Source organism: Glutamicibacter sp. BS14 (assembly GCF_056934375.1).
Window position 1 is genome coordinate 1,034,946 of sequence record NZ_CM167801.1, and the last position, 16,770, is coordinate 1,051,715.

Sequence of the window (16,770 nt, forward strand, 5' to 3'; positions counted from 1 at the left end):
TTTGCGGCTAGGCGTTAATTGCTTCGACGGTGTAACCAGCCTCGTCGATGGCATTGCGAATGCTCTCTTCGCTTACGGTTGCGCTGGTGGTGACGTTGGCGGTGGACACGCCCTTCGCATCGAGGAACACTTCCACCTCTTGCACCCCGTCAAGCTCCTTGAGCTCCTCGGTGACAGAGGATACGCAGTGGCCGCAGGTCATGCCGGAGATCTTGATTTCCACATGGCTAGTCAGCGGGGTGCTCTGCTCGCGGGGAATGATCTGCAGGCCCTGGTTGGAGTTCTTTTCCGAGGAGCATCCGCAATTGCAGTTGTGGCTCATGATCTTGCTCTCTTTCGATGAATTCTGTGTGAATTGGAAATGGGTCCGTTGGGGCGCGCTCAGCGCACCAAACGGGAGATGGCGGCCGTGGCCTCGGCGATTTTGTCTTGCACGATGGATGGATCACCCGTCTCGATGGATGACTTGGCCGCATCAACCACGCAATGGCCGATATGGTCATCGATCAGCTGCACGCTGACCTTGTGCAATGCCGCGTTGATAGCGGAGATCTGGGTCAGGATGTCGATGCAGTACTTGTCTTCATCTACCATCTTGGCCACTCCGCGCACCTGGCCTTCAATGCGCTTCAGGCGTCGTTCCAAGGCGCTTTTATCCGCGTGATAGCCGTGGTGCTCAGCTGTTTCATGTGGCGTGTGGTTGGTATCCATATAACGATCATACCCCCTAGGGGTATTAAGTCAAGTACCCCCTGGGGGTATCCAGCATCCCCCAGCCGGAGAGGGAAGCACGGTAGGATTTCACCCGTGAGCCACAACGAACTTCATGTGCGTCCGATTTCCGGCACCGAGCACTCATCATTCCTTGAGACCGCCCAAGACGTCAGCTTCCTGCAGCGTCCCGAATGGGCCCAGGTCAAGGGCGGCTGGCGCGGTGAATCCCTCGGCTGGTTCGAGGAAGACGAGCTGGTAGGCGCGGCACTGGTGCTGCATCGTGCAGCCCCGGTCATCAAGAAGACCCTCGCCTACATCCCCGATGGCCCGGTCATCGACTTCGGCACCTATGCTCCTGGACAGGTAATCCAGCCGCTGGCCGCCTACCTGAAGAATCGTGGCGCATTCCAGCTGAAGATGGGCCCGGGACTGGCCGTGCGCACCTGGGGTGCCGCCGCGGTGCGCAAGAACCTGGGCAAGGAAGGGTTCACCCAGCTCGCTGACCTTGAAACCCAGAGCACCTCAGGCACCGCGCTAGCGCTGAATGACGCCTTGCTGGAAATGGGCTTCTCCAAAGAAGATGTGGGACTGGACTTCGCTGCGGGCCAGCCGGAATTCGTGGCCCGCGTGGCGTTGCAAGATGATGACGGCAACCAGCTGGACGTGGACCAGGTCATGGCCAGCTACTCGGCGACCACCCGCAACGAGACCCGCAAGGCGCTGAAGAGCACCCTGGAAATCGAAGTCGGCCAGACCAAGGACATGGCCCGCTTCCATGCCCTGTACAACCACACCGCGGATCGCCAGGACTTCACCGGCCGCCCGCTGGGCTACTTCGAGAAGATGCACACCGTGCTCAACGAAGCGGTGCCGGGCTCCTGCACCCTGTACATCGCCAGCAATGAAGGCGTGGACCTGGCCGCATCCATTGTCATCCGTTCCTCGAACCTGGCCTGGTACCTGTACGGCGCTTCCTCCTCGGAGCAGCGCAAGCTGTTCGCGCCGAAGGCGATCATGCAGCACATGGTCATCGATTCCATCGAGGCAGGTTGCCGCTATCTGGACCAGGGCGGCGTGAGCGCGACCCTGGACAAGGAGCACCACCTCTCGGGGCTGACCAAGTTCAAGACCAACACCGGCTGCGACATCGTGCAGACCAACGGCGAGTGGGACCTGGCGCTGAACAAGCCCCTGGCGTGGGCCTTCGAAAAATACATGAACTGGCGCAAGAAGTAGGGAAAACACCACTTTGGCAATCGATCCAACCCAGCCATTTGTCCCGGTCATCCTCGGCGGGGACATCGGCACCTACACCTTGGCGCGCGAATTCTACGAGGCCTACGGGGTGCGCTCGGTGGTTCTGCCGGCTGCCGGCAACGGCGTCATCGAGCACTCGGTAGCCATCGAACTGCGCCCCATCGGTTCCATGGCCGACGAGGGACGCGTAGTAGCGGCCCTGGCCGAGCTGGCCGATGAGCTGAAGGCCGCGGCGGATCGGCCGCTGATGCTTTTCGGCTCCCTGGACTTCCACATCATGCTGATCGCCAAGAACCGTGAGCAGCTTGAGGAACAGTACGTCATCCCGTACCCCCAGCTGGAAACCATCGAGGGTGCGGCACTGAAAGAGAACTTCTACGCGCTCGCCGAAAAATTGGGCATCGCCCATCCGCGCACCGCCGTGTATTACCCGGGAGCCCCGCTGGATTCGCTGGTTGGTTCCTTCGACTACCCGGTCATCGGCAAGCCATCGAGCTCCGCGGATTGGATCGCCGCCAAGTTCGAGGGCAAGCAGAAGATCCACACCATCGACAGCCGCGCCGACCTCGAAGCCCTGATTTCCAGAATCGATGGCAGCGGCTACGACTCGGGCTACATCTTCCAGGAGTACATTCCGGGCGGAGATGACGCGATGCGCCTGTGCACCTACTTCGCCACCCAGGAAGAAAAGGTCATCTTCGCCGGCTACGGCGAAGTGGTGATCGAGGAGCATGCCCCGCTGGTGCTGGGCAATTCGGCCGCCATTGTCACCGGTCGCAACGATGCGATGGCCGCCGATGGCGCGCGCATGCTCGAAGAACTGGGCTGGCGCGGAATTGCCATGATCGATGCCAAATACGATCACCGCGATGGCCAGATCAAATTCTTCGAGATCAACCCGCGCCTGGGCCGCAACCACTTCTACCTGACCGCAGCCGGGGTGAACCCGGCCCGTTTCTATGTCACCGAGTTCCTCGGCGCGCAGTTCGATCAGTCGAACCCGGAAACCGACGCGGTGGTGGACACCGGCACAGGTGTCTTGCAGCTGTCGCGCCAGCGGCTATTCACCGTGCTGCCGCACCACTTGCTGCGCCGCTTCCTGGACAGCGGAACCGGCCGCAAGGCGGAAGCACTGCTCAAGGCCGGCAAGGTCTCGAACCCGTTGAAGTTCGCAGCCGAGAAGAACCCTCGCCGCAAGCTCTATCTGCTGTTGAATGCGGCCAACCACTACCGCAAGTTCAAGGCGTTCCCTCCGCGCACCCAGTAGGCTTGCCCAGGCCTAGGGCCTAGGAGTGGCCGGTGGTTGCGGTTTGAAGGCGTCTCCAGGAATTGCCCACCCGTCGCGCGCCTGGACCCAGGGGCTTTGGGCGATCTGCGCCCCGTCCAGGATGTCAAGGGACGTCGGCTGGCCATCGTATTGGGGTGCGAGCTGGACCGGTTTCATCCCCTTGGCTGCGGCGATGACCAGGGCAACGGTTTCATCCGGATCCTGGGACGTTGACATGGCATTCCAATCCAGCGTCGAAATCACCGCTTTGCCGGAAGGGATGGCAACGCGTTCAAGGAGGATATCCGGTTCGGGCTGCAGCTCGATATCCGGCTGGGCATCGCCGGCCTCGTCGAGGAAATCGATCTGCGGGTAGGACTGCAACGCGCACGAGCGAGCAGAAATGTTCTTGGCGTAGACCGCCATGTACCGTGAACCGGCAGCTGCATCGGGTGCGCCGAGGGCTATTTCCAAGTCCCCCTCTGCGCACAACGGAGCTGGCTGATTCGCTGGCCAGCTTTTGACCTTGTCGGGAAGAACCACAGGCTTGGGGATCAGCCATTGTGGTTTCTTGTTTCCAACCCAGCCTTCAGCAAGGACCTCGTATCGAGGCGATGCCAGCTTGTAGGGCATGGGCTCGCCAAAGGGACCATGCCGCTCCAGCCATAAGCGGGTTTCCTTTTCCGCCTCTGCTGGCGCCTCGTTGCCGAGGACCAGGTTCAATCCGGAATGGTCAATGCTGGCGCTCTCGAAGAAACCTCGCTTGGCCGCCTCGATAAGAAGCTGGAGCTCGGGAATATCAGTGCGATTCGCGGGCGAATAGCGCACGGATCGATCTGCTAGTGCCAAATCGGTGGGGTGCTTGGCCTGTGCAGCGAATTTTCCCAGCGCCAGCAGCTGCTCCAAGCTAAGCGCCGTGGCCGAGTAGTTAGCCGCACTTGCCGCGCCCAGCTCGCGTAGGCGGAATGCGAATGAAGCTCGCTCGCCGAGAAGACCAGGCTTCGCTTGCTCTTCGCCTCCAAAGTGCGAAAAATTGTCGGAGACTTCCAGAGGGTAGGTTTTCGTTTTTGAGCCTGGGACATTTTGGGGTTCACCGGCGACAAAGGCCAGATCGATGTCCCGCAAGTTCAGGGCATGGGCCCCAGCCTGGATCTGTTGTGCCATCTCCCGCACGATTTCTTCCGCTTGCACAGGATCGAGCTGATCCGAGAGCACGAATTGCAGGTCAACTGACAGATCCGGTGCGGCCAAGGCATCGTGATCCATGACCTCGGAGGACATCTGGACGCCAAGGACCCCGTCCCGGTCCTCGACGGCTGCAACGAAATCGCAAACTTCATCGGGCGCGTCGCAGGAATTCCATGGCTGCCAGATCACCAGGATGGCTGCGATAAGAGCCAGTGCGATGACGCTAGCTCCAGCGCGCAGTGAATTCATCTGGCTACTGTATCAAATGCGACCTCATGCTTGACCGCTGGTACTCCGGAAAACGGTAACGGCATAATGCGAGTAAAATTTCAAGCACACGTATTGAAAGCGAGTTCCCATGAGTTTGAAAGATCGCCTGCGCGATGACAGCATCGCCCATCTGAAGGCCGGCAACGAGCTGGAGAAGACGACCCTGCGCAATATCCTCAGTGCCATCGGCACCAAGGAGAAGTCGGGAAAGAACCCCAGCGAGCTCAACGACCAGGATGTCGAGAACCTGCTTCGCAAGGAAGTCGGCAACCGCGAGGAAACTGCTGGCCTGGCCGCCAAGGACGGCCGCACCGAATTGGCTGAACGCGAATTGGCCGAAGCCGCCTTCATCTCCACGTACCTGCCCAAGATGCTTGACGAAGCGCAAGCCCAGGACATTGTCGAGAGGATCATGACCGAACTTGCAGCCGATCACGACCTGACCATGAAGGACATGGGCCAGGCCATGAAGCTGGTCGGCGCCGAAATCGCTGGCCGCTTCGATGGCAAGGCTGTCTCCCAGATGGTGCGCGCCAAACTGGGCTAGCCAACACTGGACTTTTCATTCGGCACGGGCCGTCCAACTTTTGGGGCGGCCCGTTGCCGTAGTCCAGGCAACGGGGATGGGATCCGGGTTTTGAAGCAGATAGTCTGTGGATACCATGCCTGACTTCCCGAAAAACCGCGCCACCCTGTCCAAGGGCTCTGGCGCACTGCTGATCCTTGCCATCATCCTGGCCTCGCTGAACCTGCGTCCTGCCGTCACCTCCTTGGGGTCCCTGCTTGATCTGGTGATTGGCGACCTGCAGATGAATGGCTTCGTGGCCGGAATGATCACCGGCATCCCTCCACTGTGCTTCGCGCTGCTGGGTCCCTTGGCGCCACGGCTGGCCGGGAAGCGCGGACCGGAACTAGTGGTGGCCTCAGCCATGGGTGCTGTCCTGTTGGGCATTGCCCTGCGCGCGGTGGCTCCGGGGACCGGATTCTTCCTGCTGTGCACCGCATTGGCCCTTGCGGGCATCGCGGTGGGCAACATTCTCATGCCGGTACTGGTCAAGCGCTGGTTCCCGGGAAAGATCGGGATTGTCACCGGCGCCTACACTACGGCGGTTGCCTTGGGTGCTTCCGGAGTTGCGGGGGTCGCCGTGCCGGTGAATCAGATGCTCGGCGGAAACTGGCGCGTGGGCTTGGGATTCTGGGCAATTCTGGCCTTGCTGGCGCTGGTGCTGTGGCTTTTGGTGTACTTCGGGATGCGCAACCAAATCGCAGCCCAGCAGCAGCATCTTGCCAGTAACTCAAATGATGCGGCCGGCATCGGGCCGATGAGCAAGAACGCCACCGCATGGTGGGTGGCGTTGTTCTTCGGCGGGCAGTCCGCCGTGGCTTATATCTTCATGGGGTGGCTGCCCAAGATCTTCATCGACTTGGGAGTCTCGCCGGCATTCGCTGGATCCCTGCTGGCGATCCTGCTGGGTGTGGGCGTGCCTTTGTCCTTCGTGATGCCGGCGCTCGCTGCCAAATTCTCGAATCAGGCGCCACTGGTGATCTTCAACGGTGCCGTGGGCATCATCGCGATCATCGGCATGCTGCTTGCTCCGGTCCAGGGAGCGGTGCTGTGGGCGGTGCTGCTGGGCATTTGCGGGTCGAACTTCCCGCTGGCCTTGACCATGATCGGCTTGAAGGCCCGCACCGCCGCGGGTGTCTCGAAGCTCTCCACCTTCGGCCAGTCTGCGGGCTATCTGCTGGCGTTCCCCGGTCCGTTCCTGGTCGGGGTGCTGCACGAAACTTCGGGTTCATGGGTTGCGCCAATGTGGCTTATTGCCGGCTTGATCGTTTTCCAGACCCTGGTCGGCATCATGGCCGGGCGTCCGCGCTACATCGAGGACACGCAACTAGAGCAAGTGCGCTAGCTGGCGACTTCGCCGGTCGCGGCTGAGTCGACGTGCTTGTCGAAACCGAGATCTGCCTGGCTTCCTGCGACCCGTCCGGCCAATGAGGCATTGGCGCTTCCGGCTGCGGCGCGGTTCCTGCTGCGGCGCAGGAACGGATATTGGTTGCTGACGAATTCGTCGACCTGTTCCTTGCGGCTAGCCAGGACCAGTTCGGTCCCGCTGCCGCTGTGCACGCTTTCTTCCTGGTAGAGGATGGCGATGCGCGAAGCGACTTGCAGGTAGAAGCTGCGCTGGAATTCGCGGCGTTCAATGGTTTTCTCGGAATCGGTGTACCAGTTCGCGTAGAGCTTGCCCTCCTGTGCCCACCAGTGGGCCATGGCGGCAGTCGCCTGGACAACCAAGGAGGCGAAGAGATTCTTGACGGTAGCTACATCCGATTCATGGCCGATGATGTACAGCCTGCACGAGGTCGAGTAGTTGCTTTGCAGCATGGACACCGTGCGGAAGGCCCGGCCCACAGCGGACAGGCCATCGCGCTGTCCCAGGCGGTAGACGCCGCGCATATCGAAGTGCTCCTCGATAATGGCTTCCTTCTTCTTGCCCCGGTGGGCCGAGTCGGCATCCAGTTCCGCACGGCCGATGCCATAGCGCACCATGAGCCGTTCGGCATGTTCCTGGAAGGTCTGCGCTTCGTGCGGAAAAGTGGTGTTCTCGGCCTTGTTCAGCAATAGGGCAATGCGTTCTTTCAAGCGTTGCAGCTTTTGCTCAGAGGTGCTCATGGCTTCTTCCTTGCTAGCGGTCCGGCGGTGGCGAAGCGGTCATATCCGGTTCTCTGCATTAGTTTGCCACGAGGTGCAGAGCCCTGCTTGAGGGGCTGTGGGTAACTGCCGCCAGTGGACCCTAGCCGGTTGTGCAAACCGCGCGTAGAGTGAAGGCACCAAGCAGGTCCAGCAGGCCCGCGAACTTCGCTTCGCGGCTGGTCATCGGAGGTTGTGATGGGTGATTTTCGTGCATACACCATGGAAGAGCGGGCCACGTACCTGGCTCCTTCATGCGATCGCTGCGGGCAGCACCGCCACATAGTGTGGGAGAAGGTTGAAGGAACCCAGACCTACCGTCCGCGTGATGCGGGGTGCTCCAATGAGGCCTGCACCGCCTAGCTAGCGCAGCGTGCGGGCAGGTACCGCTCACGAGCGGATACCCAGGCTTGCCGAGATGCGTGCCGAGGCGGCCGTAAGCACGGCTGCAATGTGGTTGCGATCGCGTTCCAGTGGCGGGTAGATGACGGCGATGGCCGCGGGCTTGCCCTGCGGGAGCACCAGCGGAACGGCAATCGAGGTTAGTCCCGGGATCACTTCGTCATGGCTGAATTCGAAGTCCTTGGCCGGGTGCTCCTGGGGATTGAGCATGGAACGGATGACCCGTCCCGGTGCGCCGTTGTCGATCGGATGACGGGTGCCCGGGCGCTGGGCTACGGTGGCATCGGCGAGCCGGGGTTCTGCGGTGCTCAGGGTAACGGCTGCCTCGCCATCGAAGACGACAAGCAGCGCCGTCATCTGCAGCTCATCGGAGACGGTGGCCAGATGCGGTGCGGCCGCGGCCTGCAGGGACTTGGCGACGTTGCGCGCCAGCGCGCCCAGGCGGGCTCCCAACTCGAGCTCGCCTGCCGGATTGCGTTCCACGAAACCGTACTGCTCGAAGGTCTTGACCAGCCGGTAGGCCATGGAGCGGTGCACGCCCAGCAGTCCGGCGAGTTCCGAGACGCTCAGCGGCGTCGCGGATTCCCCGATCAGGGTCAGTGCCTCTAGCCCGCGGCCCAGGGTCTGCGAACCGCCTTCGGTGGTTTTGCTCATGTTCCAATCATTCCATCTGGCCTGCGCAGATGCCTGCCGTGCTGTTCCCGGTGTGATCCACGTCTTGCCTACAGCCTACGTGAAAGCTACGATTGTTTCTATAGTTAGAACAGTGTCGCAATTATAGAGACAATGAAGTTCAGCGGCACAGCGATAGGGGAGCCACATTATGCAGATTCACCACAGGGGATACGTTTCCGGGGATCCACGGGTCAAGGAAGCAGCCGGCTACGGCATTGACCGCGCCGAGCAAATTCCCGATGAAATGGATGTGCTGATCGTTGGAACCGGTCCGGCGGCCGCCGTGGTGACCGCGCAGCTCTCGCGCTTCCCGAGCATCAACGCCCGCGCCATCGAGATGCGCCCGGGCCGGCTCGACGTCGGCCAGGCCGACGGCATCCAGGCCCGCTCGGTGGAAACCTTCCAGGCTTTCGGCTTCGCCAACGAGGTTGTCGAAGAGGCCTACCGCAATGTCGAAATGTGCTTCTGGACCCCGGACCCCGAGAACCCGGCGAACATCAAGCGCCATTCGCGTGCTGCCGACGACTCCACCGGAATGAGCGAATTCCCGCACATCTACGTGAACCAGTCGCGCATCCTGGACTACTTCCTGCGTGACGCCGAACGCGCGCCGGGCAAGATCACCCCGGACTACGGCGTGGAATACCTCGGCTGCGAGATCGACCCGGACGCCGAGTACCCGGTGTCCGCGCGCATCAAGTACGTGGTGGGGCCGCGTACTGGCGAAGAGCGCATCGTGAAGGCCAAGTACCTGGTTGGCGGCGACGGTGCGCGCAGCCAGGTGCGCCGCTCGCTGGGCCACAAGCTGCACGGCGATGCGGCCCTGCATGCCTGGGGCGTCATGGACGTCATGGTCAACACCGACTTCCCGGACATCCAGGTCAAATGCTCCATCCAGTCCCACGACGCGGGCAATATCCTGCTCATCCCGCGCGAGGGCGGCTACCTCGTCCGCTTCTACGTGGACCTGGGCGAGCTGACCGCCGAGGATGCCGGGGCCATCCGCAACACCCCGGTCGAGGAAATCGTGGCCACGGCCAACCGCATCATCCATCCGTACACCATGGACGTGAAGAACGTCGCCTGGTTCTCGGTCTACGAGGTGGCCCACCGGATCACCGACGGCTTCGACGACGTTTCCGATGAGGAGCGCGGCACCCGCTGCGCGCGCGCCTTCATCATGGGCGATGCCTGCCACACCCACTCGGCCAAGGCCGGGCAGGGCATGAACGTGTCCATCCAGGACGGCTTCAACCTGGGCTGGAAGCTGGCCGCCGTGCTCGAAGGCCGCGCCCCGGATGCGCTGCTGGATACCTACGCCGGGGAACGCAAGGTCATCGCGCAGAACCTGATCGACTTCGACAAGGAATGGTCCACCCTGATGGCCAAGTCGGTGGACGATTGGGAAGACCCTGACGAGCTGGAGAAGTACTACACCAAGACCCAGGAATTCCCTGCCGGGTTCATGACGCAGTACACCCAATCGCCGATCACCGCCGGCCTGGAGCACCAGGATCTGGCCCCGGGCTTCCCGGTGGGCAAGCGCTTCAAATCCGCCGAGGTCATTCGCCGTTCGGATAACCGCTGGCGCCACCTGGGCCACTTCCACGAGGCTGACGGACGCTGGCGCATCTACGCCTTCGCCGATGCGGCAGCACCGGCACTGGAGGGCACCGCAATGGCCGACTTCGCCGCTTGGTGGAGCGCCGATCCGGCATCGCCGCGCAACCTGTACACCCCGGCAGGCGGGGACGAGGATGCCGTTTTCGATACCAAGGCCATCTACCAGCAGGACTATACGCAGGTCGAGCTGCATGATGTGCCCAAGGCCTTCCAGCCGCTGAAGGTCCCGTACGGCCTGCACGACATCAACCAGGTATTCGCAGCCGGCCACGGCCGCGACATCTTCCGCGACCGCGAAATCAGCAAGAACGGCGCCATCGTGGTGGTCCGCCCGGATCAGTACGTCGCCGGGATCTTCCCGCTGGATGCGCGTGAGGAGATCGCCGGGTTCTTCGCCGGGAACATGCTTCCGGTCAACGGCTAGAAAACCCTATTGGCTCTTTTGGCCGCACCCTGCTGAACCATGGGTGCGGCCAAGGGGCCAAGCCTGCATAACTGCCGCCAAGCTGTCGCGCGCTGCTGGTAGCCTCGGGTGCATGAGCGCACTTTTCGACACGCTGCCGGTTCGCCGCGTCACCGAACATCCCAAGGCACCCATGGATCGTTCCGACTGGGCCGCCCAGATCCCGGCGGTGCAGCAACTGCTTGACGAGGGCCTTGAACTAGGCCAGCTGACTGTGCTGGTGGGGGAGAACGGCGCAGGAAAATCGACACTCGTCGAGGCGATTGCAGCGGCCTTTGGGCTGAATGCCGAGGGCGGAACCCGCAACAGCATGCACCAGACCCAACCAACCGAATCCGGGTTGTCCTCGCACCTGCAATTGGAACGCGGAGCCGGTGCGTCCAAGGCCGGCGTGTTCTTGCGCGCGGAAACCATGCACGGGCACTTCGCCTATCTGGGCTCCATCGGCTCGCGCGGAAAGCACAATTTCCAGAGCCATGGCGAATCCTTCGTCGAGTTCTTCACCGAGCGCTCGTATGTCAATGGGTTGTGGGTTTTCGACGAAGCCGAATCAGCGCTGTCCTTCAATGGCTGCCTCATGCTGATCTCGCATATTGCAGATCTGCTGCGTTCCGGTTCCCAGGTAATTCTCTCCACCCACTCGCCAATTCTTGCTTCCTTGCCGGAGGCGCGAATCTATGAAATCGGGGAGTGGGGCATCCGCGAATCGGACTACGACGAGTTGGACATGGTGCGGAACTGGCGGCTTTTCCTGGATGCCCCGGGACGGTACCTGCGCCATTTCAATGACTAGATTGCCGACGCAGCGTGGTCTTCGGTTAGAGCGGCGCTGCTAATTCCCCTAAGCTTTAAGCAACGGAAGACGAAGGGACGCACTATGGCCAAGAAGCGCTCAATTTGGGCTCGAATGTTCGGTATCGGCAAGGCTAACGCCAACGCCGCTTTGGATGCTCTGGAGGATCCGAAGAAGATGCTGGACCAGTCGGTTCGCGAATACACCAACAACATTGCCCAGGCCGAGCAGGCGGTTGCCCAGACCATCGGCAACCTGCGCATGGCCGAGGACGACCACGCCAAGTTCCAGCAGGAAGCCAAGGACTGGGGCAACAAGGCGCTGGCCGCGTCGAACAAGGCTGACGAATATTCTGCCGCCGGTGACAGCACCAACCAGCAGAAGTTCAACCAGCTGGCCACGGTGGCCATCCAGCGCCAGATGGACGCCGAGAAGCGCGCCAAGAACCTGGGATCCACGATCACCACCCAGCGTGATGTCGTGGCCAAGCTGAAGACCGGTCTGAACACCATGCAGACCAAGCGCCAGGAACTGGTGGCCAAGCGCGATGAGCTGGTGGCCCGCGCGCGCAATGCCAAGACCCAGAACCAGATGATGGACACCCTCAAGGCCCTGGACATCAACGACCCGACCAGCGAGATCAGCCGCTTCGAGCAGCAGATCCGCCAGGACGAAGCCAAGGTCCGCGGTGCGCAGGAACTGGCGGCCTCTTCCCTGGATGCGCAGTTCGCGCAGCTGGAAGACCTCGGTGCCGAGACCGAAGTTGATGCGCGCTTGGCAGCCTTGAAGGCCAGCAACGCCCCACAGGACATCCTCGAGGAAGCCGACGGCGCAGCGCAGATCGAAGCCGGCGCACCGCAGGTTTCCGAGATCGAAGCACGCCTGGCTGCCTTGAAGAAGAACCAGGCCTGATATGTGCCCGTAATTGTCAAGTAGGCATGGGTTAGCACCCGCTCGGCTGGATTGCCGAGCGGGTGCTTTTCACCTCCCTGATCGACCCGGTGGTGCGGCGTGTCTTGGTGACGCGTGGTCAGTCTGACATACGCGGGTTGGTTACCGCATGACCCTGTTTCGGCGAGAGCAACCAGCTTGTCTAGGATCGAGCGTGGCACCTCTTGGGATGCTGCTCATAGGCCTTCCGCTGATGCGCTCTTCACGCTGCATGCTCCACTTAGCATGATATGAGAGGCGAGACTTGCAGAATTATTCGTCCATCACGGCCAATGACCAGCACCAACCGGCAAGTTCACGGGCAATCGCGGTGCACGCGACGGTGTGCTTCTTCTTGTGGCTGGCCAAGGTATTCCACCGCTGGTTCAGGCGCCGATTCCCGGCATCGCCCCGTGCCGCTGCCTGGGCCGATGCCTTGGCCCACCGGTCGGTCATGGTTTTCCCCGGCTGGTACCGCGGTTTGTGATGCCATGCAGCCTCGACGAGCAGCCGGCGGGCATGGGTGTTCCCGGTCTTCGTGATCCCGCCCAAGGACCTGCTGGTCCCCGAGGAATATTCGCTGGGCACCAGGCCAAGATAGGACGCAATGGTGCGGCCGGTGAATCGTTCCCAGCCACCGAGCTCGACTGCGAGAGCGAACCCGGTCAGGGTGTTGATGCCACGCAGGCAGCACAGCCTGTTGGTCACGGCAGTGAACTGGGATTCGGCAGCCATCTTGCTGATCTGCTCATCGAGCCGGTCACGCCGGGCAAGACCGAAAGTGGCCGCATCGAAGGCAGCGTCGAAGGCCGCCAACGTTCCGGTGCCAAGGCTTGCGAGCTCGTTCTTCCTGATACGCCGCAGCCAGGCCTCATGCCTGGAGCCCCAGCACGTACTGCCGTCATAGATGAAGCTATGGCGCAGCAGGAGCTTCGAGAGCCGATGCCTGCACATCATCAGCTCAACTCTGGCGTCCTCGCGTGCTCGGACGAGGTCTCTGGCGGATTCCTCGACGAGCGTCGGCACTCGCACTGCCACGAGTTCATCGACTTTGATCAGTCGTGCCAGCAGCAGGGCATCGCGGGCATCGGTTTTGACCTTGTCCCCGGAAGGGCGCAGGAGCTTCGACGGGGCCGCGACGGTCACCGGGTAGTTCATGCCCGCGAGGGTGCGTGCGAGGCTGAATCCGGTAGGACCGGCTTCGTAGGCGACCGCGACGGGTCCGTGGTCGGCAGCGATCCCGGTGATCCAGGTCGTGACGGCTTCGTTCCCGCCGGGGAGTTTCGCTTCGAGGACTTCACCCGTGCGGGTGTCGAGGGCTGTTGCGCGGATGGATCGTGCGTGCACATCCAGTCCGATCGCAGTACGCTGGGTAAACATCAGGGCCTCCGCTGCATGTCGGCATCCCCGAGCCGTTCTCGGGGATGATCCACGAATCTGCACCGTGAGGCCCTGATCCGCAAGAGGCCTGGCGAAAAAACCTCTTACTCATAGGGTCTAGGTCCTAGCCACAAGCGCCAAAGCGTCCCTTCCCGGATCACTACTGATCCGGGAAGGGACGCTTTGCCTTTTTCGTGGGAACCGGGTCTAGCGGCCAACCGATTCCTGGGCGGTGCCTGCTGGATGCAAGGTGGCACTGCCTGCGGAGACATCGATCGTGATCTTGTTAGGGGAGTTCGGATCGGTGGCGAGCAGGTTCTCGACGGATCCGGCGGCCGTATTCTGCCGCAGGTCGTAGGTGGCCTCGGGCAGTTCCAGCTCCAGCGAGCCGGCGCTGACACTGCCCTCGATGCTCTTGGGCGCCGTGCCCGAGAGTTCGCCAATGAGTTCGCCGGCCGAGATATCAAACCGGGCGCTTCGGACATTGTCCAGGCGCACCGTTGCTTCCCCTGCGCCCAAGTCGATATCGGCGGTGTGCGCGCTGCCGGTGAGGTTCAGCTCCCCGGCACCGACTTCAACCACCAGGTCCTTGTAGGCGCCGACTGCGTTGAAGGATCCGGCGGACAGCTCGAAGTCCGCATCCAGCCTTCCGTTGTCCATGGATTGCGGAAGCACCAGCGTTGCCTCGTTGTCGTCGAATCCGCAGCCGAAGAAGCAGAAGTTGTCCCAGGCATTCGGGGCTTCGACGATGAGCCGATCGCGCTCCCGATGCAGCTTCCAGCTCGCGGACTTGGCGCTTTTGACTTCAAGTGTTGCCTTGTCGGTGTCCGCAAAGACCAGATCGAAGCGTCCCGAGCTCGCCGAAACTTCCAAGGCGGTCACCCCGGAGACCTCTGCTTCGTGGACCGAATGCTCCCGGGAGACCGAAGCAAAGGCGCTGCGTGCCGTGGCGATGACCAAGGTGAGAATGACCAGCCCGCCGAGCACCGCGAGGATGATATTCAGCGGCTTGCCGTTGTTGGGTGGCGCCGGTGGGTTTGGCGGTAGCGGCATGGTTTGCGTGGTAGTCATGATCCTGTCCTGTCTGTGCGGTTGGTGCCCAGGGTTTCAATATGAGCCAGGGCTGCCAGCACGCGCCGGTTGCCCGTTCCGTCGGCTTCCAAGCCGAGTTTCTGGAAGATGGAAGTGATGTACTTTTCTACGCTGGCCTCCGAGAGGAAGAGCAGCGCGGCGATCGCCTGGTTGGATTTTCCTTCGGCCAGTGCGGCCAGGACTGTGCGTTCCCGGTCGGTCAGTTTCTGCATGCGGTCATCGTGATTGCGTCGAGTCAACAGCTGTGCCACCACTTCCTGGTCCAAGACGGTTCCACCACCTGCAATCTGCTCCAGCGAAGCAATGAACTCGCTGACATCCGCAACACGGTCCTTGAGCAGGTAGCCGATCGCTCCGGACTGGGTGGAAATCAGTTCCGAGGCGTAGCGCTCCTCGACGTACTGGGAGAGCACCAGCACCGGCAGATCCGGATACTTCTTGCGCAGTTCCAGCGCCGCACGGATGCCTTCATCCGTGTAGGTCGGCGGGAGACGGACATCCAGGATGCAGATCTGCGGGAAATCATCGGCGGACGAGTTGTCCAGGAAATCCATCAGCCCGCTGGTTTCGGGCAAATCCGCGACAACATGGTGGCCGCTGTGGGCCAGCAACCTGACCAGCCCTTCACGCAGCAGGACCGAATCCTCGCAAATCAGTACGCGCATGGCACGTTCACCTCCACTGCAGTTGGCCCGCCCTGGGGGCTGTCCAGGCTAAAGGTGCCGCCGGCGGCGAGCACCCGATTATTGATTCCATCCAGGCCGCCGCCGGGGGTGATGCGCGCCCCGCCGGTGCCGTTGTCCTCGATGCGGGCCCACAGGCTTTGCTGGCCCTCATGCTCCCGGACCCTCACGGTGATCTGGCAGCGCTGGGCCCGCGAATGCTTGGCAGCATTGGTCAGCGCCTCGGCAATGGCGAAGTACACCGCCGCTTCGGCCACGCGCGGATAGCGCCCATTGAGCTGGATATCCAGGCCCACCGGGATATGCGAGCGGCCTGCGATAGCCGAGAGCGCCGCATCCAGTCCGCGGTCATCGAGTACCGACGCGTAGATTCCGCGGGTGAGCTGGCGCAGTTCGGTAATCGCGGACTTGGTTGAAGCATGGGCCTCGGCCACCAGTTCCTTGGCCTGGCGCGGATCGCTGTCGATCTGCTGGTGCGCAAGCCCCAAGGTCATGGCCACGGAGACCAGCCGGGGCTGGACCCCATCGTGCAGGTCGCGTTCGATGCGGGTGCGCTCCACCTCTGCGGCGCGCACCGCTCCTTCACGCTGCACCGCGGTGGTGCGCACGCGTTCGACCAGTGCACTCTCGCGGGCAATAGAACCGACGATTCCCACGGTGACCATCCGGTGCAAGAAAACCAAGCCGATAACCACTGCTATTCCCAGCAGCGCCGCCAGCACCAGCCAAGGTGCCTGGCTTACTGGAGTCTGGAAGCCCCACAGCCCGGGAACGGTTCCCAGCGGGTCGGCACTATCTGCCTGCAAGACCGGGGCGAAGGCAACGATGGACGAACGCACGGCCATTTGCAGGGCAGTGAGCATCAGCGAGCCGGCCAGGCAGGAGAAGAGCAAGCTTCCCAGCAGCGCCCACATGCGTCCGTTGGACACATTGCGTCCGAGCGAACGGACGTATTCGCCAAAGCCTTCACGGCGGCGTGGCCGCCAGGTCAGCGGAGCGACGTCCATGTCGTAGAGGTTGCTGATTCGAGTCAGCTCGAAGCGGGCCAGGCCGAAGAGCGCATAGACCAATCCGGCCAAGACGACCAGGCCCAAACCGAGGATCGGGGTCAGCGCGACGCCTACCGAGAGCCAGGCCAGCAGCAGCGAAAACAGGATCAGGCCGGCAGACCCGAACAATGCCATATGCAGCAGCGTCATGCCCAATCTCAGCGGGGGACGGGCAGGTGCGGTGCCCGGTAGAACCTTAGGTGTCGAAGTCATACCTCAACACTAGAGCGCGCAGGTCAGCGCCAACACCGAGGGAACCGGAGTTCTTCATTATGGAAAACCCGAAGAATTTGCC

General features: G+C 62.1%; 16 protein-coding genes. 7 read left to right on the top strand and 9 right to left on the bottom strand.

What is annotated here, in order from left to right; translation table 11 throughout:
• Positions 1-7: 7 nt before the first annotated feature.
• Entirely contained in the window at positions 8-322 is a 315-nt protein-coding gene (locus tag AC1Z36_RS04950; RefSeq protein WP_105656112.1) for a heavy-metal-associated domain-containing protein, read from the bottom strand.
• Between the two features lie 59 nt (positions 323-381).
• Positions 382-711 (bottom strand): metal-sensitive transcriptional regulator, encoded by a 330-nt coding sequence (locus AC1Z36_RS04955; RefSeq protein ID WP_105656113.1) that lies wholly within the window; start codon positions 709-711, stop codon positions 382-384.
• A gap of 96 nt (positions 712-807) precedes the next feature.
• Here AC1Z36_RS04955 and AC1Z36_RS04960 point away from each other — a divergent pair, with 96 nt between their 5' ends.
• Together AC1Z36_RS04960 and AC1Z36_RS04965 are read left to right on the top strand one after the other, a co-directional pair.
• Complete coding sequence (locus AC1Z36_RS04960) at positions 808-1,950, top strand: lipid II:glycine glycyltransferase FemX (protein ID WP_105656114.1); 1,143 nt, start codon at positions 808-810, stop codon at positions 1,948-1,950.
• A 13-nt stretch (positions 1,951-1,963) separates the two neighbouring features.
• Complete coding sequence (locus AC1Z36_RS04965; RefSeq protein WP_483561778.1) at positions 1,964-3,238, top strand: carboxylate--amine ligase; 1,275 nt, start codon at positions 1,964-1,966, stop codon at positions 3,236-3,238.
• A gap of 12 nt (positions 3,239-3,250) precedes the next feature.
• On the opposite strand, the gene AC1Z36_RS04970 is transcribed toward AC1Z36_RS04965, so the two are convergent.
• A complete protein-coding gene (locus AC1Z36_RS04970; protein ID WP_483561780.1) occupies positions 3,251-4,675 on the bottom strand; it encodes a DUF4232 domain-containing protein in 1,425 nt (474 codons plus the stop codon).
• A 109-nt stretch (positions 4,676-4,784) separates the two neighbouring features.
• Here AC1Z36_RS04970 and AC1Z36_RS04975 point away from each other — a divergent pair, with 109 nt between their 5' ends.
• The gene (locus AC1Z36_RS04975) at positions 4,785-5,243 is read left to right on the top strand and encodes a GatB/YqeY domain-containing protein (RefSeq protein WP_105656117.1); all 459 of its coding nucleotides are present in this window, start codon (positions 4,785-4,787) and stop codon (positions 5,241-5,243) included.
• Positions 5,244-5,358: 115 nt separating this feature from the next.
• The gene (locus AC1Z36_RS04980) at positions 5,359-6,606 is read left to right on the top strand and encodes a CynX/NimT family MFS transporter (protein ID WP_286134065.1); all 1,248 of its coding nucleotides are present in this window, start codon (positions 5,359-5,361) and stop codon (positions 6,604-6,606) included.
• Here AC1Z36_RS04980 and AC1Z36_RS04985 read toward each other — a convergent pair.
• Entirely contained in the window at positions 6,603-7,367 is a 765-nt protein-coding gene (locus AC1Z36_RS04985) for a DUF2786 domain-containing protein (protein WP_105656119.1), read from the bottom strand. The two genes, AC1Z36_RS04980 and AC1Z36_RS04985, sit on opposite strands and share 4 nt — an antisense overlap.
• A 408-nt stretch (positions 7,368-7,775) precedes the next feature.
• Positions 7,776-8,441, bottom strand: coding sequence for an IclR family transcriptional regulator (locus AC1Z36_RS04990; protein WP_105656120.1), 666 nt, complete (start codon positions 8,439-8,441; stop codon positions 7,776-7,778).
• Between the two features lie 169 nt (positions 8,442-8,610).
• Between AC1Z36_RS04990 and AC1Z36_RS04995 the strand changes: the two genes are divergently transcribed.
• The 3 genes from AC1Z36_RS04995 to AC1Z36_RS05005 all read left to right on the top strand — a co-directional run bounded on the left by AC1Z36_RS04995 (position 8,611) and on the right by AC1Z36_RS05005 (position 12,253).
• Positions 8,611-10,509 carry an FAD-dependent monooxygenase gene (locus AC1Z36_RS04995; RefSeq protein WP_105656121.1) on the top strand — a complete coding sequence of 633 codons (1,899 nt, stop codon included), beginning with the start codon at positions 8,611-8,613 and terminating at the stop codon, positions 10,507-10,509.
• Positions 10,510-10,621: 112 nt separating this feature from the next.
• A complete protein-coding gene (locus AC1Z36_RS05000; protein ID WP_483561781.1) occupies positions 10,622-11,341 on the top strand; it encodes an AAA family ATPase in 720 nt (239 codons plus the stop codon).
• A gap of 84 nt (positions 11,342-11,425) precedes the next feature.
• Entirely contained in the window at positions 11,426-12,253 is an 828-nt protein-coding gene (locus AC1Z36_RS05005) for a PspA/IM30 family protein (RefSeq protein WP_105656123.1), read from the top strand.
• 291 nt (positions 12,254-12,544) lie between these two features.
• Here AC1Z36_RS05005 and AC1Z36_RS05010 read toward each other — a convergent pair whose 3' ends face one another.
• The 4 genes from AC1Z36_RS05010 to AC1Z36_RS05025 all read right to left on the bottom strand — a co-directional run bounded on the left by AC1Z36_RS05010 (position 12,545) and on the right by AC1Z36_RS05025 (position 16,688).
• Positions 12,545-13,651, bottom strand: a complete 1,107-nt coding sequence (locus AC1Z36_RS05010; protein WP_483561782.1) for an IS110 family RNA-guided transposase — start codon at positions 13,649-13,651, stop codon at positions 12,545-12,547.
• A 207-nt stretch (positions 13,652-13,858) separates the two neighbouring features.
• Positions 13,859-14,722: a hypothetical protein gene (locus tag AC1Z36_RS05015; RefSeq protein ID WP_400341368.1), complete on the bottom strand. Its 864-nt coding sequence runs from the start codon at positions 14,720-14,722 to the stop codon at positions 13,859-13,861.
• Complete coding sequence (locus AC1Z36_RS05020; RefSeq protein ID WP_332727922.1) at positions 14,719-15,408, bottom strand: response regulator transcription factor; 690 nt, start codon at positions 15,406-15,408, stop codon at positions 14,719-14,721. Before AC1Z36_RS05020 ends, AC1Z36_RS05015 begins: the two co-directional genes overlap by 4 nt.
• On the bottom strand, positions 15,396-16,688 hold the full coding sequence (locus AC1Z36_RS05025) for a sensor histidine kinase (protein WP_454090377.1): 1,293 nt from the start codon (positions 16,686-16,688) through the stop codon (positions 15,396-15,398). Before AC1Z36_RS05025 ends, AC1Z36_RS05020 begins: the two co-directional genes overlap by 13 nt.
• Positions 16,689-16,770: the final 82 nt, after the last annotated feature.